Source organism: Micromonospora sp. L32, from assembly GCF_052068055.1.
GTDB lineage: Bacteria > Actinomycetota > Actinomycetes > Mycobacteriales > Micromonosporaceae > Micromonospora > Micromonospora purpureochromogenes.
In genome coordinates this window covers 123797-147898 of the sequence record NZ_JBQHDD010000005.1, presented here as the reverse complement: position 1 = coordinate 147898, position 24102 = coordinate 123797, and the positions used below count along the sequence as shown (strand labels likewise).

The window sequence follows — 24102 nt, the reverse complement described above, 5'->3', positions numbered from 1 at the left end:
CTGGCTTGTGCGTCCCGCATCGATTGAATGGCGCGGCGCAGAGCCGAGTGCAGGCGCAGGTGCCGGTGCTGTACGCCGAGGACGCCGACGCGGCGCGACGCCGCTACGAGGTGTTCGGCCACACCGGGGCCCGCACCGGCGGCGACGGGGAATCCCGCTGGTCGTACCTGCAGTGCGGCGAGCTGACCCTGCTGCTGGCCGCGGTGACGCCGCGCCTGGTCACTTCAGGGTTTCGGCTAGGGGCGAACAGAGATCACCAGAACCTCATCGTGAAGTTCTTCCGCGCTCAGTGGGAGTCCCGCCCAGGCTGCCATCGCGGCGAGGAGATTAAAGGAGCGGTGAGGCGAGCAGCGCACGTCGGACGCGAGACGGCCGAGTCCTGCGAGCCGTCTGACCATCTCCAGCCCGGCTGCTCCGGCATCGGCCGCATCTTGACCATCCGGCAGCGGCACCGGTTTCCCCGTAGCGGACACGAAGGCCTCCGCCAGCAGCAGTTGGGCGCTTCCGGACTGCCACGCGTCGGGGCGGGTGGTCGCCGTCAGGCCGGGGGCGACCTCGGCCACCCGTCCGAGCATCCACGCCGTCTGGGCGAGTCCTGTCGCCAGTACGCCCGCCCCGGCTGCGGCGGACCAGGCACGATTCGCCTCCCCCGCGCGGGCCTTACCGAGCAGCGGCCACGCCGCATCGCCTGACGGGACTGGCACCGACATCGGTGACTCGAGCAGCAGCACTGCCCGACCGCCGTCGCGGAGTCCCGCCGTGAGGTGAGTGACCGCGGTTCCGGGGTCATCTCCGCTCGCCACGGACTCCGGGATGGGTGCATCGAATGCTGCCCAGGCGAACTTCGAGGGCGGACCGACCGATCCGATATCCACGGCTACGACACGAACGCGCATGGTCCGCCATCAAACCAGCCGTCGCCGCACAACGCTGTCCCCGACAACGTCTCAGCCGTCGGTGATCAACTTCGCGTTCACTTCGTTCGCGAGATCCCAGAGCGGACCGCCGATGACGATGCCGTCACCTCGCCCGCTCTTGCCGGGAGAGGCCTGGTAGAGGGTCCGTACGGTGTCCCGGAAGCCGACTACCACCCACCAGTCCGCGTCGGGATAACTCCGTCGCCACGTGGTCGACACGAACCTGCCCGTGTCGGTGCGGGCCTCGATGAGCATGAGCTCCCACGCATCGGGTTCGAATGTCTTCAGGTCGTCGAGTGGGGCGTCCCGGCCGCCGGCCCGCTCCCGCAGGTGCGACCCGTGCAGTCGTAGCTGACGCGGGCCGGTGAACACCTGACGGACGCGGGCGAAGAGCGGCTCGGGGCCGGTCTGTACGTGGAAACGAGCGACCTGAACTCCCACCGAACCACCCTCACCGCATCTCCGTACTGGCAGGCGAGACTCTAGATCACCTGACACGGGGTCCAGTGACGTCGTGAGCTGGCTCTAGGATCTTCCGCATGCAGGAGGGCCGGTGGACCACGATCACGCCGTCGCAGTTCGCGCACGAGCGGGAGGCGCTGGCGCACGTCCAGGCGCTGCTGCCGGATACGGAGCCGTACCGGGCGTGGTCCAACTTCACCTTCACCGCGCAGACCGGTCACCCCTACGAGGTGGACCTGCTGGTCGCCGGGCCGGGCGGGCTCTACCTGATCGAGATCAAGAGCCTGACCGGCCGGCTGATCTCCAGCGGCTCCAACTGGATCCTGAACGGGCCGAACAAGACCCGGGTCTTCGAGAACCCCCTGCACCTGGCCGACGCGAAGGCGAAGAAGCTCAAGTCGCTGCTTCAGGTCGCCGCCGGACGCCGGAAGGGGGCGAAGGTCCGGATCCCGTTCGTGCAGGCGGCGGTGTTCCTGTCGAGGCCGGGGCTGCACATCGGGCTCTCCGATCACCACCTGCACGGCGTCTACGGGCCCGAGCCGGCGCCCGGCCACCAGCCGGGCCAGTTGCCGACCATCGGCTCGTTCCTGCAGCGCCCGCCGCAGGACGAGCAGCAGCGGGTCACCAAGGAGATGTCGGCGGCGTTGCCGGACCTGCTGGAAGAGGTCGGCATCGCCCGCAGCCGGCGGCACTACCAGATCGGCGCGTGGAAGCTGGAGCCCCGTCCGTTCGATGTCGGCCCGACCTGGCAGGACCACGAGGCCCGGCACAGTGACCTGGAGCGGGAGCGCCGCCGGGTCCGGATCTACCTGGTCGAGCGCAACGCGGTGCAAGCCGAGCGGGCCAGCATCGAACGCGCCGCCAAGCGCGAGATGCAGGTGATGCACGGCATCAACCACCCCGGGATCGTCCAGGTGGACTCGATGGAGTCGCACGAGGCCGGGCCGGCGTTGATCTTCCGGTACGACCCCCGCTCGATCCGCCTCGACCACTACATGGCCCAGTACGGCGACCGCCTCGACGCGTTGAGTCGCCTGGCGATGATCCGCCAGCTCGCCGAGACGGTCGCGTACGCGCACCGCCGGCGGTTGCACCATCGTGCCCTGTCGGCGCGCAGCGTCCTGGTCAGCCCGGGACGCCAGCGGCGGGGTGGCAGCGAGGACGAGGCGTGGCTGACTCCGCAGCTGCAGATCAGCGACTGGCAGGCGGCGACCCGCGGTGTCGACGGGAGCGGCGGGGGCAGCAGCGGCGACCCGGTCACCCTGTCCACGCACGCGGCCTCGCACATCGAGCGCTCGGCCGAGGCGTACCTCGCGCCGGAGCTGACCACGCCGAAGCCGGACGCGGTCGCGATGGACGTCTTCGGCCTCGGCGCGCTGAGCTACCTGATCCTGACCGGCCAGCCGCCGGCGGCGAAGCGTGCCGAACTGCTCACCCGGCTGGCGAGGGACAACGGGCTGCGTGCCTCCGCGATCGCCGACGGGATCATCGAGTTCGCCGACGAGCTGATCCAGGCGGCCACCGCCCCGGTGCCGACCCAGCGCCTGACCACGGTGGCCGAGTTCGTCGAGATGCTCCAGGTGGTCGAGGAGGAGCTGACCGCACCCCCGCCGAAGTCGGTGCATCCGGAGGAGCCGGAGCCTGAGCAGGTCGACCCCCTCGAGGCGCGCGGCGGCGACCGGGTCGGCGAGTGGAAGATCGTCCGCAGTCTCGGTACCGGCTCGACCTGCCGGGCGTTCCTCGGCTTCAACGAGCGCACCCGGCGGGAGGAGGTCCTCAAGGTCGGGCTCTCCGACGAGAAGGGCGCCCGCCTGGCCCACGAGGCGAGGGTCCTGGGGCCGCTCACCGACTCGCGGGTGATCCGGCTGGCCCGGCCGGAGCCGCTGCAAATCGGCACCCGCACGGTCGTCGTGCTCGAGCATGCCGGGGACCGCACCCTCGCCCGGAAGCTGCGCGACGACGGCCGGCTCACCGTCGACGAGCTGGAGACCTACAGCGACTACCTGTTCGGCGCCCTCGACTACCTGGAGGGGGAGGGCGTCTACCACCGGGACATCAAGCCCGACAACATCGCCATCCGGGTACGCCCCAACCGCACCAAGCAGCTGGTGCTCTTCGACTTCTCCCTGGCCGGCGTCTCGGTCAAGGAGATCACCGCCGGCACCCCCCGCTACCTCGACCCGTTCCTCGGCACCGCCAACCGGCCCGGCTACGACAAGCACGCCGAGTGGTACGCCCTCGGGGTCACCCTGCACGAGATGGCCTCCGGCGAGCTGCCCGTCTGGGGTGACGGCGGCACCGAGCCGCAGCTGACCGAGGGCCCGCCGGTGCTGGCCGTCGAGGCCTTCGACCCGGCGATCCGCGACGGCCTGGTGGATTTCCTCCAGCGCGCCCTGCACCGCGACCACCGCCAGCGGTTCGCCTCGCTCAAGGACATGCGTGACGCCTGGCAGCAGGTGTTCCGCCGCTCCGACGCGAGCGCCCCGGTCGGCACCGACCACCCGGAGATCGAGGCCGACGAGCCGGACGAGAAGGCCGCCGAGGCGGCCCGCGACGAGGCCGCCGGCAAGGTGACCCGGGCCACGGCCCTGGAGGCGGCCGGGCTCACCCCGCGCGCGGTCTCCGCCGCCCACCGCCTCGACGCCACCACCGTCGGCGAGCTGCTCACCGTCGCCAACAAGCTCGCCCACCTGCCCGGCCTGGGCGCCAAGACCCGGCAGGAGCTGCAGCGTCGGGTGAAGGAGTGGCGCGGCCGGCTGGGGGAGCGGGAGACCATCCCCACCACGCCCGCCGCCCGCAAGGCCGCGACGGAGGAGGTGGCCTCCGAGGCCGCCGCCGGGGACGGCGACCCCGATCTGGTACGCGTCGGACTGGACGCGATCGCCACGCTGCTCGTCCCGGCCAGCCGCAACCCCAACGACGTCGAGGCCACCCGGCTGGCGCTGCACCTGCCCGACGCCACCGGAGCCCTGCCGGACCTGCCACTGTGGCCGCAGCACCCGCAGGTGGCCAAGCCGCTCGGCGTCACTCCAGCCCGGATCGCACAGATCCTCGGCAAGCAGCGCAAACGCTGGCACGACATTCCGGTGGTCGGCAGCGTGCGTACCCAGATCATCGAGCTGCTGCGTGACGGCGGCCGGGTGATGGGCGTCGCCGAGCTGGCCGCGGCCCTGCTGAGCAGCCGCGGCTCGGTGCGTACCGGGGATGCGCTGCGGCTCGCGGTGGCGGTCGCCGCGGTGCGGGCCGCCGTGGAGGTCGACGCGCTCGCCGACGAGCCGCGCCTGCTGCTGCGCCGGCATGCCCGCGCCGACATCAACGGCAAGCCACACCCGCGCGGTGACCGGCTGCTGGTGGCCGTGGAAGCGGGCGAGGACGACGCGCCGGACACCCCGGCCGCGCCGGCGCTGCTCGACTACGCCGACGCGCTGGGCAAGGCCGCCGACAAGCTCGCCGCGAGCGAGGTGCTGCCCAGTCCGGCGACGGTGCTGCGTACCCTCGCGGCGGTCACGGCGCCCGGTGGCGCGGCCGATGTCATCGACGAGCGGCGACGCGTGCTGCTCGCCGCAGCGGCCTCGGAGCGCGCCGCCGCGACCGCGCGGCTGGAGCTCTACCCGCGCGACCTCGATCCGGTCCGCGCGCTGCGGCTGGCCCAGGCCGGCGTGGTGCCTCCGGCGACCTCGGCAGAGGGGGGCCGTGGGCTGACGCCGGAGCAGGTGACCCAGCGGGTGCGGACGCGCTTCCCGGAGCTGGACCCGCTGCCTCCGCACCCGAAGCTCGACCGGCTGCTCGCCGAGGCCGGCTTCGAGCTGCGCTGGGACCGCGACCGCTACGTCCCGTTGCCACCCCGCAACGCCTCGTCCTCCATGTCGATCATGCAGCGCCGCCCGTCGGTGACCGTCGCGCCGAGCCGGTGGACGGCCGAGTCGCCGGAGCTGGCGGCGGCGATGCGGGCCGAGGAGCGGCTGACCGGCGCGAGTTCCGCCGGGGGGTTCCGGGCGCTGACGGTACGACTGTCCCGGTACGGCCTGGCGCGGGAGGAGTTGGCCCGGCGCTTCGACGCACGGCCCGTCAACGTCGCGGCCCGCTTCCTCGACCACCTGCACGCCCTGGTCGACGCGCACCCCAAGCCGACCTGGGAGACGGTGGTTGGCGCGGACATCGCGCCGCCCGGCTCCCGGGGCGCGATCAAGCTGGGCGAGTACGTCGAGCGGGCGTGGCAGTTGGCCGCGCCGGAGCTGCGCGCCGAGCTGTCGGCCGAGGCGGGGCCGGTGCTGCTGCACGACGCTGCGGTGCTGGCGCGGTACCGGGCGATGGACCGGCTCTACGAGCTGGCCGACGCGGCGCGCGGTGGGGCGGGGGGCGTGTGGCTGCTCTGCCCCATGGAGGATCCGGCGTTGCTGCCGAAGCTGGACGGTGCGGTGGTGCGGGTGGGCGACAACGAGTGGATCGCCCTGCCGGACGCCTGGGTCGTCAACGCTCATCGCAGCGCAGTGGCCGCCTCCTGACGCGCCGCGCTGCTCGACTGGATGTGGCGGGAGGTCGAAATGGCGGCAGCTCAAGGGCTACCGGAAGCGGATGTGGCTCAGGCGCGTCAGTGGTGCCACCAGCGTGTCCCGGAGCGGGTCCGTGACCAGGTGCGGATCGAGTGTGAGGAGGCCGCCCGCCACCTGACGATCGTCGAGTGCCGGGCCCCGTGGCGAACCGAACTGGGGTCGGAGTGGACGCGGCTTCCCGTCGCGCGCCTCCGGTACACCAGGAACACCGGGACCTGGACGCTGTACTACCGGGACCGCAACCTCCGGTTCCATCGGTACGACCTGACCCCGCCCACCAGCAACATGGCGGACCTTCTCGACGAACTCGATCGGGACCCGACAGCGATCTTCTGGGGCTGACTGCTCCGATCAGTCAACTGCGCCGGGAGGCACCACCCAGGCCGGTCAGGTCGGGAAGCCCGCCGGTTCTGAGCCAGTCGGCGAACTCGCGCCGATTCTCCCGGTTGACCACGGCCGCAAGAGCGGCGTCGACCGTCGCCTTCTTCGTCGTGGTACCGAGAATCTTCGACGCTGCCGCGAGCAGGTCGTCATCGACGTCCAGGGTCGTTCGTGACATGGTCAGGGACCTCTCCGGTGGCAGCGAGCCAGCTCCGATGACATCAGGAATCCTGGTAGTTGATATCACTGCCTGGCTGGTCGCCGGCGGGACGGGAGGTGACTTGCGCGCCGAACAGGGACAGCAGGGCCGTCTGCTCGGGTGTCAGGTGCAGCGCGGGTGTCGCGTTGGTGCCGGGGAAGATCCGAGCCGCGTCGAGGTCGGACCGGCGGATGCTCGTCGCGATGCCGATCTTGACGCCCCGACTGGTCAACGTCTCGAGCAGGCGCGGCGTGTCGAAGAGGTACGCCGCGGATATCTGCCACTGGTGGTGCCGTACGGCGCCGAGTGGCCGGGGCGGACCGCTGAACACCAGGTAGAACTCGCAGGGATGCGGGCTGATGTCGATGCCGGTAAACGCGTCGCCGTACGTCTTGACGTTCACGGTCCGACCGGCGAGCGGACCGGACCGGAAGACGCCGTCGTAGCCGGCCTGGATCGCCGTGCTCGCCAGCTCGATGTCGAACACCTGCGCGGCGATGAACTCGCCGATGTCGCCCGGTCGGGCTGATCGCCCGGTGAGTGCCGCGATCCTGGTGTCTAGGTCGTCGCGCGCCTGCAGCAACGCCGCCAACCGGTGCAACTTCTCTGTCACGGGGTTCATTCTCTGCGTTGCGTACTGGCTTGACCAGTGAGGCATCGATAACTTTTCGTCATGACGACCTCCGCACGGCAGCGGGTTGCCGCCTTCTGGGACGCCCACATCGAGTCCTGGCTGAAGGGCAAAGATCCACTACCGCCACCACTGCCCGAGTGGTTCGGCTCGCTTGTAGGCGTAGGGCCCGGGCAGGTCACCCGGGACGGATTCCCCGAGCCCTACCATGGCGACCTGCTCGGGCTGGAACAGACGCCCCGGATGGTGGTGCTCGGGCTGAACCCGGGTGAGTACCGGCAGCGCTTCCAGTCGAGGGAGGGCATCTTTGCCGGCGAGATTCGGGAGGCTGGGTCGTACAGCAGGTGGGCTACAACCTGCCCGTACAACCGGCCGCCGTGGACTCTGCCCGACGAGATGGGGCGCAACCGGTACTACCGGGCGCGCCTTGAGTTCACCCGCCGGTGGCTGCAGGACCCGAGCGCCGACCACCGTGACTTGCTGATCTTCGAGTGCTACCCATGGCACTCGAAGGCCATCACGTCTCCGCTGAGGCCGCCACCCGAGGTCATCGAGGAGTTCGTCTGGCAGCCGATCGCGGAATTGCCGGTGCAGGACGTGTTCGCCTTCGGTAAGCCCTGGAACGACCTTGCCCAAGCGCTCGGGCTGCCGCTGAAGGGCAAGCTGGGATCTGGCGGCACAGACTACGGATCAGCGGTGCCAAGCCGGGCGGTGCGGGCGTACTCGCTGCCCTCGGGCCAGCGGCTCGTCGTCGAGTGGCACGCCGGAGCGGCCGGACCGCCGAGCGCGAAAGAGACTGCGCTCCTCCGAGAAGCCCTCACCGGAGTGGGAGTTGATGGCAGCGAGCCACGGGCGCCTCGACCCAGGGCCGGAGGTTCTGTCGAACCCGGACTCCTCGTCAGCTCGGCCGAGGAGCCGTCGCCATGAGCGTGGCCAGCGACGCGTCGGCCACAGCCGGGCGAGTCGACCAGCTGCGCCGGTACATGGCCGAGCAGGTTCTCGGACCATCCGGGGACTGCGTCTGCCGGAAGTTGGGCAGTTGTCAACGGGCCGTACTGTTCGACGGACGTGGGGCGCGCCGCCCGGAGGTGGAGTTCGCTGCCGGGCAGCTTTCGCACGTCGGCCGCCACTACGACCTGATGCTCGACGGGGCACCGAGCCGGATCCTGGTCATCGCCATGGACACGGCGCGACTGCGAGAGAGCGTGTCCCTCGAACAGCGGCATGCCGAGGTGATGGAATCTGCCAGGTTGCCGTTCAACAGCCGGAATCCGCATATGCAAGGCACCGCCAGCGCTCTCAGGCTGGCGGTGGGCCGTGAGCCAGGGTCCGATCGAGCAGGCGAGCTGCTTCACCTGGACGGCGTACCGGCTCCCGTTCACCTCTTTGACGCCTACGCCATGGCGAACATGCGACTCTGCTCGGCCACAGTCGGGGAGACGATGAAGTCGCTGAGCAATCCGACGATGAGCCGCAACTGTCTCCCGCACATGGCCGCGACGATCAAGATTCTCCAGCCGACCTTGTGCATCGTGCAGGGGGTCGAGGTCTACAAGACAATCACCGCGCTGATGACCAGCCGCCGCCAGCTTGCTCCGCATCTGGAACAGGCGCGACTGGCGGGCGTCGATACGCTCGTCGCGGCGTTCACCCACCCCTCGGCCCGAGGCGTTCACCGCTGGGGACGGTTGACCGGCGTTCCGTACCTCTACGAGACGGTCGTCCCGGCGCTCTGGGCCGCACACCGGCTGATGGCGGGCCGACCTGCCCCAGCCGGCAACACCACTGTGCAGCAGCAACGGAGGCCGGCGGTGACGACTCGTCAGCCGCCGGGGTAGCGGCTCCACCAGTGTGGGTCGGTCGCGTCGACGTACTCGCCACCGGACGGGCTGTCGGCCATCTGGGTCACGAGGTCTCGGGTCAGGGTGTCAGCCGGCCACGCCAGTTCCAGTCGGGATAGCCAGTCGACGGGTAGCGCGTCGGGTCCGTGTGCCGTTCCCAGTAAGGCGCCGGCAACCGTCGCGGTGTGGCCGCCGTCGCCGGCCGAGGCGGCGAACAGGAGTGCCTCGCGGACCATGTCCCGCTCAGGAAACGATGCGGCTGTGTAGACCCCACCGGCCAGTGCGGAAACCGCCCTCGCGTCGGTTGCGAGGCGGGTGAATTCCTGGAGCGTGCCCGGGCGTGCCCTGGCCGCCGCCAGAGCCGGAGCCAGTGATCGCTCTGCCACGGGGAACCAGTCCGCAGCGTGCAGCCGCGTACTCTCCAGGGCCTCGCTGAGGCGATTGCCTGCGGCGAGGAGCCGAACCACCGTGGCACCCAGCCATGCCGCCCCCAGCGCCTCACCCGAGTGCGTGAGCGCGGCGACCTCCACCGGGTTACAGGACGGGTACAAGCCGACCGGCAGCGTCCGCGTGAGGGCGTGCGCCCCGGTGCTCTTCCCACCGGGCTTGGCGATAGTGCCCATCGTCTGCTGCTGCAACGCCGCCACCGTTGCCGGCGCTGAACCACGTCGCGCCGCCAGCGCCGGCACCCTGGACAGCCAACCGGTCGGCCAGTTCTTGTCCGGCATCGGCTCCAGGCCGGCGATGCCCTGGATCGCGGCCCAGCGATGGTACGAGCGCCAGACGACGCTGGGTGGGTGGCAGATTCCTTTGTGGGAGCCCCGCACATCAGCGCGGATGAGGCCCTCGACGGTGAAGCAGGCGAGCTGGCCGGCGCTGGTGGCCTGCAACGTCCCGCTGGCCGGCACCTTGCCGCCGGTCGCGCCGATCGCGTCACCGAGCATCAGCCCGAGCACGCAGCCCCGCGCCGTCGCGAGCTGCGCCGCCGTCACCTTGGTCATTCCGCGAAGCATAGGGGCGGGTGACACGGGGCAGCCTCGGGGCGGGGGTGCTGGGCGCGGGGCGGAGGCCGCCGAGTTGGACGTAGACCTCGCGCCTGGCGGTCGCCTCGCCCCGGCGGTTGAGGACGTAGCCGGTCAGCCAGATCCAGCCGTGGTACGTCGGCTGGTCGGAGACCGATACGACGCGGAAGGTCAGGGCGCGGTTCCCGGCGAACTGCACCGAGGCCCGGCCGTCGATGACGAGCAGGTCGCCGGGGGAGGGCCGCACGGTCACCAGTGGCCGGAGTTGGGGTGGTGTTCCTGCGGGGGCCGGCACTCCCGCGCGTGCAGGGTCTGCCAGTCGCGCAGCGCCCGCTTGATCCGGTCGTTCTCCTGGCTGAGGAGCCGTACCGCCTCGTTGAGGTCGGCCAACTCGTCGGCCACCCGGACCTGGAACTCCCGTACCTCCATGGGGTCGACGCCGCGCCGGCGCGCGGCGAACTCGCGGGTCCGCACCTCGTGCGGCGTCAACCGGCCGGGGTGGCCGGCCGGGTAGGGCTGGCCACCTCGATACACCTGTGCCACGACGATCCTCTCTCCGGGCAGGCGGGAACGCGGAAGCTCCCGGCAGGGGGTGTGGAAGGGCGGGCCGTCCGCGCGGGGGCCGCGGGCGACCCGCCCGCTCGGCCGCCGCAGCTCGATTCAGCGATACGACAGCAGAGCAGTCCGACGGGTCGGGACGGGCACGTGCACCCGCCCCGACCAGGGGATGAGCCGAACTCGTTGCCACGCGAGGAGCGGCCCGGCATCAACTTAGCTGTCCCAGTCATCTCAGTCAAACATTCGGTTGTTGGGACGTGCCCTTGCGTGATCGAATTGGCGTGCCACGCAAGGAGAGCCATGCCAGTTACCGCCGACTACATCCGGATCGCGGACGACATCGCATACCAAGTAAGGGCTGGGAGGTTGAGAGCAGATGGCCAGCTTCCGTCAATCTCGCAGCTCGCTGCGAAGTACGGGGTGAGCCAGTCGACGATCAAGCAGGTCTACGTGCGGCTTGAGGCGTTGCGCGTCATCCGTCGGCACCAGGGGAAGGGGGTCTTCGTGAACGACCCAAAGCTCTGGATGCGGGAGCCGTAGTAGCGGGCTGTCGGCCAGAACGGGCCCTACGGGTAACTTCGTCACCCCGGCGGCGCGACTAGAGTCATCCCGTGATCGACCGGAAGCTGCTCTTGTTCGACCTGCAGAAGCAGGTCAAGTCCCTGGAGAAAGACCTGCGGGAGCAGGCCGAGGCGGTCGAGGAGGTGCGCCTCAAGCTGCGGGGCGAGTACGACCACGCCTTCAAGGTCGGGCGTACCGCCGCCACCTGGGCGGCGTGGCGGGACGAGCGGGTCACTCAGGTCGCCGTCGCATGGGTGCTCGGCACCGTGTTTGTGCGCTTTTGCGAGGACAACGGTCTGCTGGCCGAGCCGTACCTTGCGGGGCCCGGGGACCGGCTGGTGCTGGCCGAGGAGGCTGAGGCGCAGTTCTTCCGAGAGCACCCGGACGAGACGCTGCGCGGCTGGCTGCTCGAAGGCTTCGAGACGATCCGCCGCACTCAGGCTGGGCGGTCGATGTTCGATCGGCGGCACAATCCGCTTTACCAGATCGACGTGTCCCACGACGCGGCCAAGGAGTTGATTGGCTTCTGGCGTCGGCGCGGCGAAACTGGCGTCTTGGTGCACGACTTCACCGACCCGGAATGGGACACCCGCTTCCTCGGTGACCTTTACCAGGACCTCTCCGACTTCGCGAAGAAGACCTACGCGCTGCTGCAGACGCCGGAGTTCGTCGAGGAGTTCATCCTCGACCTGACGCTCACCCCGGCGATCGACGAATTCGGCCACGACGTGGTCAGGATGATCGACCCCACCTGCGGCTCTGGCCACTTTGTACTCGGCGCGTTCCAGCGAATGCTGAAAGAGTGGGAGCAGCACGCCTCCAACCGTGACCCGCACGAGCGGGTACGCCTCGCCCTCGATGCCGTTCACGGCGTTGACATCAACCCATCCGCGGTGGCTATCGCCCGCTTCCGCCTCTTGGTCGCGGCTCTCAAGGCGTGTAATGTCAAGACACTCGCTGACACGGCTAGCTATGTCTTCCCACTCCACCTTGCCGTCGGTGATGCCTTGATCAAGTCTCGGCAGGGAACGCTCTTTGGTGAGGACCCGATGGTCGAGTTTGCCTATGCGACCGAAGACCTCAAGGAGCACCCTGGCATCCTCGGCGTCGGCAGTTATCACGTCGTCGTAGGGAACCCGCCCTACATCACGGTCAAAGACCGCAAGCTCAGCGACGCTTACCGTGAGATGTACAGCGCCTGCTACCGCGAGTACGCGCTCTCAGTTCCTTTCGCGCAGCGCTTCTTCCACTTGGCCAAGACCGCCGGTGCGGACGGCAAGGGTGCGGGTTATGTGGGGCAGATCACCGCAAACTCGTTCATGAAGCGCGAGTTCGGCAAGAAACTAATTGAAAAGCTGTTCGCGATCGAGGTCAACCTAACTCATGTTATTGATGCGTCAGGTGCATACATTCCGGGCCACGGCACGCCGACATTGATTATGGTAGGTCGCAACACCAATCTTAAGCGGTCAGGGACCGTCCGCGCCGTAATGGGCATCCGCGGCGAGCCCTCCGCTCCCAATGACCCGAGTCAGGGACATGTTTGGCGGGCCATTGTGAGCCAGGTCCACCACCCTGGATCAGAAAGCCAGTGGGTCAGCACGGCCGACATTGATCGCGCTTCCTTGAACACACATCCCTGGAGCCTCACAGGCGGTGGTGCGAGCGGTTTGCAGGCGGCGATGGAGGCGGCGGGAAGACAAATCCTCGGCTCAGTGGCTCAGGAGATCGGGTTCGGTGCCGTCACCCGAGAAGACAGCGCTTACATGGTCGGAAAGGGTTTCCATCGCCGACGTCGGATTCCTCAGAAGTACTCACGGCCCATCGTCGAGGGCGATGTAACGCGAGATTGGGCAGTAACTGACCCCATTGAGTCGATCTGGCCCTACCACGAGCACAGCCTCAAGGCCAGCCTGGACCCAGCCGTGCACTCTGCGCTCTGGCCGTTGCGGCGGATTCTTGTTAACCGGGTTGCATACGGCAAGGATCAACTGGCTCGTGGGCTCCAATGGTTCGAGTACTCGATGTTTTTTGCAGAGCGTTACCGGACGGCGCTGTCGATTGCCTTTGCGTTCGTGGCTACCCATAACCACTTCGTGCTAGACCGAGGTGGGAAGGTCTTCAAACAGTCAGTGCCAGTGATTAAGTTGCCTAAAGGGGCGTCGGAGAACGAGCACCTTCGGCTGCTCGGGGTGCTCAGCAGCTCAACCGCTTGTTTTTGGCTTCAACAGGTCAGCCACAACAAGGGCGAAGGTGGCGGGGCGCGAGTCGATGCGGGCTATGCGGCAATGGGAAGCGAAGCATGGAAGAACTGTTACGAGTTCACCGGTACCAAGTTGCAGGAACTTCCTTTGCCGGAGGCGTACCCCCTCGAACTGAGCCGGGAGATCGACGGCCTGGCGCAGCGGCTCGCCACGGTGACTCCGGCGGCGGTCGCGGCTTCTGGGGTGCCCACCCGTGAGCGGCTGGCTGCAGCTCGCGACGAGTGGCATTCGATCCGGGCGCGGATGATCGCGTTGCAGGAGGAGTTGGACTGGCAGGTGTACTCGCTCTACGGGCTGCTGGACGAGGAGTTGACCGCCCCGGCCGGCTCGGTGCCGGAGTTGAAGCTGGGGGCGCGGGCGTTCGAGATTGTGCTCGCCCGCAAGGTGGCCGCCGGTGAGGCGGAGACGCAGTGGTTCGCGCGGCACGGGTCGACGCCGATCACGGAGTTGCCGGCGCATTGGTCGGATGAGTACCGGACGATCGTGGAGCGGCGGATCGCGGTCATCGAGGGCAACCGCAACATCGGGTTGATCGAGCGGCCGGAGTGCAAGCGGCGCTGGGCCACCGAGGGCTGGGAAGCGATGCAGGCGAAGGCGCTGCGCGACTGGCTGCTGGACCGGTGCGAGGCGCGTGTGCTTTGGTACCACCACGTCGATGGCCTGGAGCAGCCGCGCCCGTTGACCACCGCTCAGCTCGCCGACGAGCTGCGCCGCGACGCCGACGTGCTCACCGTCGCCAACCTCTACGCGCCCGGTCAGGATCTCGGCAAGGTGATCGCCGACCTGGTCGCCGACGAGCACGTGCCGCACCTGTCCGCGCTGCGCTACAAGGACTCCGGGCTGGCCAAGCGGGCCGACTGGGAGCAGGTGTGGGACCTGCAGCGGCAGGAGGACGCGCTGCCCGACGAGGCGGCAAAGCGGGAGTTCCGCAAGCAGATCCCGGTGCCGCCGAAGTACACCTCGGCGGACTTCCTCAAGACCAGCTACTGGCGGCACCGGGGCAAGCTCGACGTACCCAAGGAGCGGTTCGTGTCGTACCCGGGTGCCAGCCGTGACGGTGACCCTTCGCTGCTGGTCGGCTGGGCCGGCTGGGACCACCGCGAGCAGGCCCAGGCCCTCGCGACCCTGATCGTCGCCCGCGAGCAGGAGGACGGCTGGGCCGCCGACCGGCTGCTGCCGCTGGTCGCGGGGCTGCGCGAGATCCTTCCCTGGGTACGCCAGTGGCACGGCGACTTCGACCCGGAGTGGGGCGCCTCGCCGGCGGACATCTACGCCGGCTTCCTCGCCGAGACCACCAACCGGCTGCACCTCACCGACGAGGCGCTCACGTCGTGGCGCCCGCCGAAGGCCACCCGTGGCCGTAGAGCGAAGCAGTGAACAGAGCAGAAGGCGTCGCTGCTCACCCCGCCCGCACGTCAGGAGCCGACAATGGGTAACGAGATTCAGCTGATCAGTGACGGCGACGGGCTGGCAGTCATCGGGGATCCGGCGGCTGTCGAACGCTTCCTCGTCTCCGAGGGACTGCCGTCGAAGGACCTCGGAATGCCACGGCTCGGCTCCGTCCTCAAAGCCGGGTCTACCGCCGCACAGATCGGTTCCGAGATTGCCGCCAACTCCGGCCGCTGGGTGCAGCTGACCAAGGAGTCCGCAGAGCTTGTCCAGAAGTATGGGCTGATGCAGAGCAAGACTCCCGGCGTCAGCCATGCGATGGTGGGGCAGCCGGGCTCGATCCAGTCATGGCTCCAGATCTCGAAGGGGCCGGCGGCGATCGCGGGCAACCCGGCGGTGCTGGCCGGCGCCGCGGGGATCATGGCGCAGCTTGCCATGCAACAGAGCATGAAGGAGATCACCGACTATCTCGCCACCATCGACGAGAAGGTCGACGATGTGCTGCGCGCCCAGAAGGATGCGGTGCTGGCCCGCATGATCGGTGTCGGCTTCGTTATCGAGGAGGCCATGACCATCCGAGAGGCGAGGGGCCGGGTCGACGAGGTCACGTGGTCGAAGGTGCAGGGCGCGCCGGCGACGATCGCAGAAACCCAGGCGTACGCGTTGCGTCAACTCGACGCACTCGCGGAGAAGCTGGAGCGCAAGACCACGATCGGTGATCTCGCCAAGGCGGCCAAGGAAGCAGAGTCCAAGGGGCAGGAGTGGCTCGCTGTCCTGGCTCGCTGCTTCCAGCTGCAGGACGCGATCGCCGTGCTCGAACTCGACCGGGTGCTGGACGCGTCGCCGGGAGAGTTGGACGGGCATCGCCTCGGGCTGAGGGCTGCCCGGCAGAACCGGCTGGAACTCATCTCACGGTGCACCGCGCGCCTGCTGGACCGGATGGATGCGGCTGCCGGCAGGGCCAACACCAAGGTGCTGCTGAATCCGATGGACTCCCCGGCTGTGGTGAAGTCGAGCAACAGTGTCTCGATCGCCATCGTCGAGTTCCACGGGCGGCTGGGGATCGAGGGCGATCGACAGTCATCGGAGGCGAGACGATGGACGGACGCGGCCATCGAGGCGAGGGACAAGGCGCTCGAGACAGGAGCAGACGGCGTTGGTGTCGCGAAGCGTCTCGGCAACGAGACCCTCGGCCGGGCCAGATGGGCGACGGGCAAGCTCTCCAGCCGGATCGCCGAGCGAGCGCTCCGCCAGCGCGGGGACGACAAGGAAGAGTGAGTGGGCGCCGACCGTCAGCCACGCGGGCTCTCCGATGGGACTGCAGGCTCCGCCCGCACCCTCGATTGCGGTAAGCGCGATGTGGGACCGGTTCGTGTCGTACCCGGGCGCCAGCTGCGACGGTGACCCGTCGCTGCTGGTCGGCTGGGCCGGCTGGGACCACCGCGAGCAGGCCCAGGCCCTGGCCACCCTGATCGTCGCCCGTGAGCAGGAGGACGGCTGGGCTGCCGACCGGCTGTTGCCGCTGGTCGCGGGGTTGCGGGAGATCCTTCCCTGGGTACGCCAGTGGCACGGCGAGTTCGACCCGGAGTGGGGCGCCTCGCCAGCGGACATCTACGCCGGCTTCCTCGCCGAGACCACCAACCGCCTCCACCTCACCGACGAGGCGTTGACGTCGTGGCGCCCGCCGAAGGCCACCCGCGGCCGTAAGGCCCGCCAGTAAGCACTGAAGACGACGTGCCGGTCGACTGACCGACCGGCCAGATCCTGAACACTGGGAGCCGCGCCGCAGGCGGGGTGACTGCCAGGGTGGCGCAGCTCGTGACCGGACAGGTTGGTGCTACGGGGAGGCAGGATGGCGTCACGGAAATCCTCCGCACACCGGATCGTGCGGGCGTTTCCTCCGCAGGGAGCACTGCAGCGGTTCACCCTCGACCGACCGATGACACTGCGCTGCATCCTGTGCCAGCAGACCAGCATGTCCGATTCAGTCGTGACGGTGGCCGGCAACTGGTCCCGGCTGCTGTGCAGCCGGTGCTACGGCCAGCCGGACGCGGTGCGCCGAGCGGCGGCCGGCACGGCGCAATCTGCGAAGACGAAGGCTCCGTCGACCACCAAGAAGAAGCCGTCCACCGCGAAGAAGCCGCCAACCGCCAAGAACAAGCCCGCGCCGGCCCCGCCGACCTACTCCGAACCGCCGCCGGTCGCCAGTCCGCTGCCTCGGGACATGATGTGGCTCGCCTCGCTGCACCGGACGAAAGCCGAGGGTACGGAGCTGTCACCGGCCGAGGAGGATCTGCTGCGGCGCAGGGCCGGTCAACCGGCAGCGATCGCCGCCGCGCGCTACGCCGAGCATCTCGTCGACACGGAGGCGCGTCTCGCCCGGCTGGCTGGCGACAGCGAGACCGCAGGGCGGTTGCACCGAACGCGCGACCAGCTCAGCAACGCCTGTCACACAGCGGCCCTGGCCTTCAGGTACTCCTACCAGGCGGAACTGACGGCGCTGGAACGGCCGCCCGCCGCACCGGAAGGGCTGGAGATCACGGTCATGCGGACGGTCGCTGCGGACCCGTTCAACGAGGCGCTGGCCCGGGTGCTGAGGCGGCGCGGCCTCCCCCCGCACGCCCTCGAACGACCGACCGAAGACCTGTGGGGTTGGCTCGACGCTCACGAGACAACCGTTCAGGAGCCGTTGACCGCCCCCGTGGAGCGGGTTCGGCAGATGAACGCTGCCAAGTTCGTTCGCACTGCCCTGGACGACGTCAATGGACGGCAGGCACATGCGGGCCTGGCCCATTTGGCGGTGGCGGAGCAGTGGATGACCTGCGCCGACGAGATCATGTCCGCTCTGGGCGAGGCACGTGACTCGGCAGAGACCGACCTCCGGCGGGCGGAAGCGCGCGTCAAGACTGACCTGGCGACCCGGCTGCGGCAGGCGGGGGAGGCGTACGCCCGGGGAAGCGCCCTGTGCCTGGAAGCCAGACTTGTCGTCGGTAGCTTCCACCTCCGGATCGCGCGCCTGGTGTGCGGTGACTCTGTGCGGCAGCTCCGCACCGACTGCCTCGCCGAGGCGTTGATGTCGCTGGCCGAAACCCACCCCCGGCTCACCCGCGTCGCGCTGGAGGCGTGCCGGGAACATCGCGCGGGCTGCGCCGATGCGGATGCACCCAACCCGTGCCCGTCCTGTGCGCCGACGGTGGCGGAGGTGGTACGGCAGCGGAGGACGCGCGCGCTGACGGAGCCGGAGCCGGCCCCCCGCGTTCGCGACCCTCAGCCGGCCACCGTCGAGAAAGAGTTGCCCCCGCCGAAGCCACCGGTCAAGCATTTACCCGACGACAACCTTGTCTGTCCGACTGTCCTCAAGCAGCCCCCGAAGAAGCTGGTCGTGGTCGCCGAGACGTTCTCACGGGGCGACGGCTGGTTCGGTTACGGCTGGGTCGACCGGAGCGGCCGGACCGGCCAGGGAAACGGCCGGGCCGTCAACAAGTTGGACGAGGTGGTGCAGGCGCTGTGCCGGGTAGCTCTCGACCTCGGCACTGGGTCCAACGTACATCTCGTCACCCGGCACGCGAGGGCGGCCAACGTCATCCAGCTCAGCCTCAGCGCTGGTCGAGCGGTCACTCCGCTCGACACCACCCTGTCGGCTGGCACGCGGCGCCGGCTCCATGAACTTGTCGCGGGCCGACGGTCTGTCACCGTCTCGGTAGAACCGTGCTCGGGGCGCCACGGCGGTTCGGTGCGGGCGGAAGACCTGGCGCAGCGCGCCGGGCAGCCGGGATACGCCACCGGGGAGCAGAAACCAGTACCCGCCCTCGTCCTTCCGTCGCAGGCAGCCGTGGTCGAGGACCGGCTCACCGGTCCCGACGACGAGGACGGCCCCGCCCGCTGGCTGGACGTCAACGGGCGGAAGCGGGCAAAGATGTCTTGGATGGTCGCCCTGCACCGGGCGCACCTCGACGCTAAGTGGTGCCCGTTGCCCGACGGGTTGAGCGACGACTTGCCTGGACGACAGCTCCGCCTGCACCTCGACCACGAAGCACGCAGCGGGTCGTCCTTCGCGCGGGTGCAGCGGGTGGCACTGCGGCGCCGCGACGGCCGGTGGGAGATCGCCGGCATCCAGTGGCCGGCGGAACTGAGTCCGGGAACCCTGGTCACCGTCACCGTGAAATCCGACCCGGACGTCGCCACCGTCCGGACTACGCTGTTGCCGAGGCCGGAGCGCATCGACGGTGTCCAGTTCGCCCACCAGTACGATCCGCGCGTGGTGACCCGGCAGAACGGGCCCGGGGCGGACGCCCGCGGTCGCGTGCCGGACCTCACCGACATGAGCTGGGTCCTGCACACGCTGCGGAAACTCGGTTACCTCACCGAGGACGGCGCCGCGATCCTCGCCGAGGACGCCCTGGTGCAGAACTGCCTGCGGCTGGGACTGCCACCCCAGCGGGCAAAGGGCATCCACCAGGCTGTTCAACGGCTCGTCGCCGACCGGGCGCTGCAGCGGGTCGAGGGCAGCGTCGACCCTGACGATCGTCCCTGGCACCCGCCCCGTCCGGAAGACAGGCGAGTTCCCCTGCTGCGATACGTGCCCCGGGTGGAAAAGGTGACGGCGCCAAGGGAGACACCCGGCGAGTGGCATCCGCACCGGCGGGGACACCAGGTGGCCGGGCACCTTCGTCGTCTGCCGCCCGGCGCAGAGGCATCGCCGGAATCGGAAGAGGAATACCTCGAAGAAGTCCGAGACGCGCGGATCGTGGGCCGAGGCCTGCCCAAGGGCGTCACGTACGTGAAGTCCCACTACCGCAAGCGCTGACAATGGCAGATCGATCAGTACGGAGGGTTGGAGTGTCCGACCTGACGGAGGAGCGGACCGGCGCGAGCTGGTGGAACTCCGACGATGTGGCCGAGGTCGCCGAGATGCTGGCGTCCCGCAAGTCGCGGCTGTGGCAGAGCACCGCTCCCGACGACTTGGCGGCCTGGGTGTTCGCCGACCCCGAGCCGGCGCCGTTGCACCCGTCGCCGGCTGGCGCCGACGAGCGTAGCGGCACTGAAGTGGCGGGTACCTGACAATATCGACGCTCGTGCACGCCGATTGTCGGACCCGGTGCCGAGACTGAGGCTCCCTCGACTCGGGAGGTGCCTCGTGCCGTACGTCAGGTCACACACCAGGAAGAATGGAGCCCGGGTTCGGGCGCACTACCGTAGGCGGCGCCCCGGCAGGGTTCGGCGGCGATCGACGGTCCGCCGCGTGTCCGGGGGCGGTAGGTCTGCTAACGGCTGGGGTCTGGTGCTATGTGCCGTCGCCGTCCTCGTGGTGCTCGGGATGGTCGTAGATTTCGTGGAGCGGCATCCGTACTGGTCGATCTTCCTGGCGAGCCTCGTCGTCGCGGGGGCGGTCGCGGTGGGCTTTGCCGTGTCGAAGCAGCGTGCCCGCGAGCGGGCTGACCAGGCCCAGCGGGACAGGCTGATCGCGGTGACCGATGCGATGAGCGGGCCCGAGTTCGAGCAGTGGTTCGCGCGGATCCTGGTCGCGTCCGGGTTTCGGCAGGTGAAGGTGTGCGGCGGTTCCGGTGATCGTGGCGCGGACGTCATGGCGGTCGCCCCCGACGGTCGCCGCGTGGTGGTGCAGTGCAAGCGGCAGAGCATCAGCAACCGGGTGGGCAGTGCCGCGATCCAGCGGTTCGCCGGCACCTGCCGGGACATCCACGGTGGCGAGATCTGCATGCTCGTGACGAACAGTTTCTTCACCGCGGGCGACGGCATCCAGTTGGCCCGGCGGCTCAACATCACGCTGGTCGACCGGCACGCCCTGGAGATGTGGGCATGGACGGGGAAGCCCACGACGGGGATCGTAGTGGGCTGATCCCGGGTTGACCTGGGGGCGTTGTCATACAAGGCTTGGTCCTGCCTCAGCCTTCCGTGACATGGAGGACCACCCGTGGGTTTTCAGACAGCGATCACCATCGTCGACGCAGTCAAGAAGATCCAGCGACGGGAACTGGTGCTGCCGGCGATCCAGCGTGCCTTCGTGTGGAACGACGACCAGATCACCCGGCTCTTCGACAGCATCCTGCGGGGCTATCCGATCGGATCCTTCCTTTCGTGGCATGTCCGGTCCGAGACCTCGGCACAGTTCAAGTTCTACGAGTTCATGCGGGAGTACCACGAGAAGGACAACCGCTACAGCAAGGAGTTGGACGTCCCCAAGGGACAGGCCGTCGTCGCGGTGCTCGATGGCCAGCAGCGGCTGACCTCGCTCAACCTGGCGCTGCGCGGCTACTACGCCAGCAGGGTCCGCTATGGAAAGAAAAACCAGGCCAAGTCGTACCCGGCTCGACGGCTGCACCTGAACGTGCTCCGAGAGGCTGCCGAGAACGAGAGGGGTGTGAAGCACGACTTCCGGATGATGGCCGAGCCCGTCGCCCAACCGGCTGACGGCTCCGCTTACTGGTTCCCGGTCTACCAACTCTTTGACGCGACCGACCTCGGCGAGTTGATGGGCATGCTCGCCTCGCACGGTCTGGGCAACAACGGCTACGCCTCGAAGCTGGTCGGTACCCTCTTCAGCGCAATCCACAGTAAGCCCATGTTGCATTTCTATGAGGAATCCGACCAGGACATTGACAAGGTGCTGGACATCTTCATCCGGGTCAACTCGGCGGGCACGGTGCTTTCGCAAAGCGACCTGCTGCTCAGCATTGCGACCGCCCAGTGGAACAAGCGGGATGCCCGCAAGGAGATCCAGTCTCTCGTCGACACGCTCAACGGCACAGACCAGCGCTTCTGGTTCAGCAAGGACGTGGTCCTCAAGAGTGGACTCATGCTTACCGGCGTGACCGATGTCGGCTTCAAAGTCCGCAACTTCAACCGTGGCAACATGCTGCGCCTGGAAGAGCGGTGGGACGAGGTAAGCGACGCGTTGACCGTGGCCGCTGGCCTTCTGGGGGACTTCGGACTTTCGGCCGCGAACCTCACCGCCAACAGTGTTCTCATCCCTATTGCCTACTACATCCACCGACGGGGGCTCGACGAGCATTACCGTGACCGACCGGCAGAACGGGACGACCGGGCTGCTGTCCGCTCCTGGGTCATTCGGAGCTTGCTGAAGCATGGCGTGTGGGGTTCCGGCCTCGACACGCTGCTCCGAGAGTTGCGTGAGGTCATCGACAAGCACGGTGCCAACCACTTCCCGGTGGTGCAGCTTGAGGAGAGGATGACCGCCCGCGGTAAGACACTGACCTTCACGCCTGGGGAGGTTGAGGATCTAATGGAGTCCTGGGCGTACGGGACCGCGGGCATCTTCCCGATCCTTGCCCTGCTCTTCCCGCACGTCAACACTCGCAATGTCCACCACATTGATCACGTCTTCCCGCGGTCGCTGCTTACCAACGCGAAGTTGAAGAAGCACAGGAAGTACACAGAAGACGAACTCAGCGAGGCCATCTGGTACCGCGACAGCCTCGCTAACCTTCAGCTCCTCGAAGGCCCGGAGAACATTGCGAAGAAGGACCGTGTCCCCCGAGAGTGGGCCCAAGAGACGTTCACTCCCGCTGGCTACAAGAACTACCTGGAGCTGAACGCACTTCCCGACTTGCCGGGATCGATTGACGAGTATCTGGGCTGGTGTGAGCGCCGCTACCACCTGCTCGGACAGCGTCTTGCGAAGCTGCTCGGCACGACTTGGGAGGCACCCTTGGGACAGGCGCCCTGAGCCGCGTCGCCGCGTCGCCACGTAGATCACATGGGTTGTTACTTGGTTCGCCCAGGGTTAGGACGACTTGCGGCACTCTGGGCGCGGCAGCGACCAAGGGCCGCCGGCGATCATGAACGATGGCTACGCTCTCACGGTGACTTGGGCAAGTGACCATGCAACGGACGCGACGGTGTGCGGCGAGTGCGGCGTGATCGCCGTGCGGAGGGATTCGCAGGTTTGGGAACATCCCGCCGCCCTTCGGGAAAGGTTCAGCCGCGACGTCTGCGCCCAGCCTTGTTCCGGCCGGCCCCCAAAGCCACGTGAACTGACCAGCTCGCAGGAGGTCGTTGATCTCATCGACAAGTGGCGAGCGGGCAGTGAGGAGATGCCTCCGGGCTACACGCTTGAGCGCGATAGTGGCTTCCAGCCGAAGATGCTGATGCTGGCGCAGCAGTTTGCGGCGGACCCAGACTGGCTGCAGGTGCGGCAAGCGTCCGGTAATCGGCTTCAATTGGCGGCGAGAGCGCTGGCGCAGACGGCACGGTTGTATGCCATCAAGGAGATCGGCAAGGACGCCGCGTACGAAGCCGCGGAGGGACATGCCAGGTGGGCGCTGGAAGGACGCGGTCACTCCGAGGGTTAGGTGCGGAGTTCGGCGCGGTGGCGCGGTGACAAGCGGGCCTACACCAAAGTCGTGCCTGACGAGGATCCGGGGGTCGTCGCGAATTGCGACCCGATCGGTGCGGTATGCAGCATTCTTCAGGCCGGCCGGTTCGCGCGCCGGCCGGTCGCCGCTTCGCGGGACTGCGATCGAGCCGCCCCGGTCGCTAAGGTGACGGCATGGGGAAGCGACGGTGATGGATGCGCCCTTCGGCGCGGGAGCGGATGCGGCCGAAGAGTGGGTGCGATCCTGGTCGGCATCCGTGTCGGAGCGGGCGGCCCAGGCGCAGGCCATGTCGCAGCGCATCGCTGACCTGACAGTCTCGGCGACCGGCGGCCACGGCGCCGTGGAGGTCACCGTGGCCGGCAGTGGCACCGTCACGGAGCTGCGGCTCGACGATCGGGTGTGCGGGTGGTCAGGAAAGCGGATCGCCGCGGAGATCATGGGTACCATGCGCCGGGCGCAGGCCCGCCTCGCCGAGGCGGTGGCCGACGTTGCCGCCCAGACGGTCGGCGCTGACTCCGAGACCGGGCGGGCAGTCGTGGGTAGCTACGCCACCCGGTTCCCCGCGCCGCCCGACGACGGCGACGATGATCGACGCAATCCCCACCGTCGGTGAAACGTGGCTGGTCACCAGGGCTTCGAAGTCGACAGCCAGACGCTGCTTGCGCATTCCGGCACGGTCGACGGCGTCGCCGACGAGGTCGAGCAGTGCCGGCGCGCCGCAGCGTCCGTGCAGCTGGGACGCGACGCGTACGGCCGGCTGTGCCAACTGATCCCCAGCCTGATCGACCCGATCCAGCAGGCCACCATCGACACCTTGAACGGCGCTACCGACGCCCTGCAACGTGCCGCCGACGACCTACGATTCACCGCCCGCGAATACGAGAGCGGTGACCAGGCGGTGGCGACGCGTTTCAACCGCGGAGCCGAACAGTGAGCCAGGCGGCGAACCCGCTCATCGCCACCCGCCAGG

21 protein-coding genes are annotated in these 24102 nt (G+C 68.6%); 16 read left to right on the top strand and 5 right to left on the bottom strand.

Annotated features, from left to right (window positions below; all coding sequences use genetic code 11):
* The first annotated feature begins 47 nt into the window (after positions 1–47).
* Positions 48–692 carry a hypothetical protein gene (locus ACTMTB_RS15555; RefSeq protein WP_441146199.1) on the top strand — a complete coding sequence of 215 codons (645 nt, stop codon included), beginning with the start codon at positions 48–50 and terminating at the stop codon, positions 690–692.
* Between the two features lie 255 nt (positions 693–947).
* Here the strand turns inward: ACTMTB_RS15555 and ACTMTB_RS15550 are convergent, their stop codons facing one another.
* Complete coding sequence (locus tag ACTMTB_RS15550) at positions 948–1358, bottom strand: hypothetical protein (protein ID WP_441146197.1); 411 nt, start codon at positions 1356–1358, stop codon at positions 948–950.
* 98 nt (positions 1359–1456) lie between these two features.
* Here ACTMTB_RS15550 and pglW point away from each other — a divergent pair, with 98 nt between their 5' ends.
* Complete coding sequence (gene pglW / locus ACTMTB_RS15545) at positions 1457–5884, top strand: BREX system serine/threonine kinase PglW (protein ID WP_441146195.1); 4428 nt, start codon at positions 1457–1459, stop codon at positions 5882–5884.
* A 21-nt stretch (positions 5885–5905) separates the two neighbouring features.
* On the top strand, positions 5906–6274 hold the full coding sequence (locus ACTMTB_RS15540; RefSeq protein WP_441146193.1) for a DUF3024 domain-containing protein: 369 nt from the start codon (positions 5906–5908) through the stop codon (positions 6272–6274).
* Between the two features lie 13 nt (positions 6275–6287).
* Here the strand turns inward: ACTMTB_RS15540 and ACTMTB_RS15535 are convergent, their stop codons facing one another.
* On the bottom strand, positions 6288–6491 hold the full coding sequence (locus ACTMTB_RS15535) for a type II toxin-antitoxin system VapB family antitoxin (RefSeq protein ID WP_441146191.1): 204 nt from the start codon (positions 6489–6491) through the stop codon (positions 6288–6290).
* A gap of 43 nt (positions 6492–6534) precedes the next feature.
* Entirely contained in the window at positions 6535–7125 is a 591-nt protein-coding gene (locus ACTMTB_RS15530) for a hypothetical protein (protein WP_441146189.1), read from the bottom strand.
* A 60-nt stretch (positions 7126–7185) separates the two neighbouring features.
* Between ACTMTB_RS15530 and brig1 the strand changes: the two genes are divergently transcribed.
* Together brig1 and ACTMTB_RS15520 are read left to right on the top strand one after the other, a co-directional pair.
* The gene (gene brig1 / locus ACTMTB_RS15525) at positions 7186–8070 is read left to right on the top strand and encodes an anti-phage DNA glycosylase Brig1 (RefSeq protein ID WP_441146187.1); all 885 of its coding nucleotides are present in this window, start codon (positions 7186–7188) and stop codon (positions 8068–8070) included.
* Positions 8067–8981, top strand: a complete 915-nt coding sequence (locus ACTMTB_RS15520; RefSeq protein ID WP_441146185.1) for a hypothetical protein — start codon at positions 8067–8069, stop codon at positions 8979–8981. The genes brig1 and ACTMTB_RS15520 overlap by 4 nt, the downstream gene beginning before the upstream one ends.
* On the opposite strand, the gene ACTMTB_RS15515 is transcribed toward ACTMTB_RS15520, so the two are convergent.
* Positions 8966–9985: an ADP-ribosylglycohydrolase family protein gene (locus ACTMTB_RS15515; RefSeq protein ID WP_441146183.1), complete on the bottom strand. Its 1020-nt coding sequence runs from the start codon at positions 9983–9985 to the stop codon at positions 8966–8968. The genes ACTMTB_RS15520 and ACTMTB_RS15515 overlap by 16 nt on opposite strands.
* A gap of 270 nt (positions 9986–10255) precedes the next feature.
* On the bottom strand, positions 10256–10549 hold the full coding sequence (locus ACTMTB_RS15510; protein ID WP_441146181.1) for a DivIVA domain-containing protein: 294 nt from the start codon (positions 10547–10549) through the stop codon (positions 10256–10258).
* Positions 10550–10864: 315 nt separating this feature from the next.
* On the opposite strand from ACTMTB_RS15510, the gene ACTMTB_RS15505 reads away from it, so the two are divergent.
* From ACTMTB_RS15505 to ACTMTB_RS15455, 11 genes are all read left to right on the top strand, one after another.
* Positions 10865–11104, top strand: coding sequence for a winged helix-turn-helix domain-containing protein (locus ACTMTB_RS15505; protein ID WP_441146179.1), 240 nt, complete (start codon positions 10865–10867; stop codon positions 11102–11104).
* 71 nt (positions 11105–11175) lie between these two features.
* Entirely contained in the window at positions 11176–14766 is a 3591-nt protein-coding gene (pglX, locus tag ACTMTB_RS15500) for a BREX-2 system adenine-specific DNA-methyltransferase PglX (RefSeq protein ID WP_441146177.1), read from the top strand.
* Positions 14767–14817: 51 nt separating this feature from the next.
* Positions 14818–16056, top strand: coding sequence for a hypothetical protein (locus tag ACTMTB_RS15495; RefSeq protein WP_441146175.1), 1239 nt, complete (start codon positions 14818–14820; stop codon positions 16054–16056).
* Positions 16057–16135: 79 nt separating this feature from the next.
* On the top strand, positions 16136–16498 hold the full coding sequence (locus tag ACTMTB_RS15490; protein ID WP_441146173.1) for a DUF7008 domain-containing protein: 363 nt from the start codon (positions 16136–16138) through the stop codon (positions 16496–16498).
* Positions 16499–16717: 219 nt separating this feature from the next.
* A complete protein-coding gene (locus ACTMTB_RS15485; protein ID WP_441146171.1) occupies positions 16718–19585 on the top strand; it encodes a hypothetical protein in 2868 nt (955 codons plus the stop codon).
* 32 nt (positions 19586–19617) lie between these two features.
* The gene (locus ACTMTB_RS15480) at positions 19618–19839 is read left to right on the top strand and encodes a hypothetical protein (protein ID WP_280840486.1); all 222 of its coding nucleotides are present in this window, start codon (positions 19618–19620) and stop codon (positions 19837–19839) included.
* A gap of 256 nt (positions 19840–20095) precedes the next feature.
* The gene (locus tag ACTMTB_RS15475) at positions 20096–20635 is read left to right on the top strand and encodes a restriction endonuclease (protein WP_441146168.1); all 540 of its coding nucleotides are present in this window, start codon (positions 20096–20098) and stop codon (positions 20633–20635) included.
* Positions 20636–20710: 75 nt separating this feature from the next.
* A complete protein-coding gene (locus ACTMTB_RS15470) occupies positions 20711–22483 on the top strand; it encodes a DUF262 domain-containing protein (protein ID WP_441146166.1) in 1773 nt (590 codons plus the stop codon).
* A 112-nt stretch (positions 22484–22595) separates the two neighbouring features.
* The gene (locus ACTMTB_RS15465) at positions 22596–23108 is read left to right on the top strand and encodes a hypothetical protein (protein ID WP_441146164.1); all 513 of its coding nucleotides are present in this window, start codon (positions 22596–22598) and stop codon (positions 23106–23108) included.
* 214 nt (positions 23109–23322) lie between these two features.
* Positions 23323–23745 carry a YbaB/EbfC family nucleoid-associated protein gene (locus ACTMTB_RS15460; protein WP_441146162.1) on the top strand — a complete coding sequence of 141 codons (423 nt, stop codon included), beginning with the start codon at positions 23323–23325 and terminating at the stop codon, positions 23743–23745.
* A gap of 3 nt (positions 23746–23748) precedes the next feature.
* Positions 23749–24066: a type VII secretion target gene (locus tag ACTMTB_RS15455; protein WP_441146160.1), complete on the top strand. Its 318-nt coding sequence runs from the start codon at positions 23749–23751 to the stop codon at positions 24064–24066.
* Positions 24067–24102: the final 36 nt, after the last annotated feature.

What these genes read in the sequence shown, in the direction of transcription:
- ACTMTB_RS15475 (WP_441146168.1), top strand. Translation starts at nt 20,096, where the DNA reads ATGGTCGTAGATTTCGTGGAGCGGCATCCGTACTGGTCGATCTTCCTG.
- ACTMTB_RS15490 (WP_441146173.1), top strand. Translation starts at nt 16,136, where the DNA reads ATGTGGGACCGGTTCGTGTCGTACCCGGGCGCCAGCTGCGACGGTGAC.
- ACTMTB_RS15540 (WP_441146193.1), top strand. Translation starts at nt 5,906, where the DNA reads ATGTGGCGGGAGGTCGAAATGGCGGCAGCTCAAGGGCTACCGGAAGCG.
- ACTMTB_RS15535 (WP_441146191.1), bottom strand. Translation starts at nt 6,491, where the DNA reads ATGTCACGAACGACCCTGGACGTCGATGACGACCTGCTCGCGGCAGCG.
- ACTMTB_RS15460 (WP_441146162.1), top strand. Translation starts at nt 23,323, where the DNA reads ATGGATGCGCCCTTCGGCGCGGGAGCGGATGCGGCCGAAGAGTGGGTG.
- ACTMTB_RS15495 (WP_441146175.1), top strand. Translation starts at nt 14,818, where the DNA reads ATGGGTAACGAGATTCAGCTGATCAGTGACGGCGACGGGCTGGCAGTC.
- pglW (WP_441146195.1), top strand. Translation starts at nt 1,457, where the DNA reads ATGCAGGAGGGCCGGTGGACCACGATCACGCCGTCGCAGTTCGCGCAC.
- ACTMTB_RS15485 (WP_441146171.1), top strand. Translation starts at nt 16,718, where the DNA reads ATGACACTGCGCTGCATCCTGTGCCAGCAGACCAGCATGTCCGATTCA.
- brig1 (WP_441146187.1), top strand. Translation starts at nt 7,186, where the DNA reads ATGACGACCTCCGCACGGCAGCGGGTTGCCGCCTTCTGGGACGCCCAC.
- ACTMTB_RS15465 (WP_441146164.1), top strand. Translation starts at nt 22,596, where the DNA reads ATGAACGATGGCTACGCTCTCACGGTGACTTGGGCAAGTGACCATGCA.
- ACTMTB_RS15515 (WP_441146183.1), bottom strand. Translation starts at nt 9,985, where the DNA reads ATGACCAAGGTGACGGCGGCGCAGCTCGCGACGGCGCGGGGCTGCGTG.
- ACTMTB_RS15505 (WP_441146179.1), top strand. Translation starts at nt 10,865, where the DNA reads ATGCCAGTTACCGCCGACTACATCCGGATCGCGGACGACATCGCATAC.
- ACTMTB_RS15520 (WP_441146185.1), top strand. Translation starts at nt 8,067, where the DNA reads ATGAGCGTGGCCAGCGACGCGTCGGCCACAGCCGGGCGAGTCGACCAG.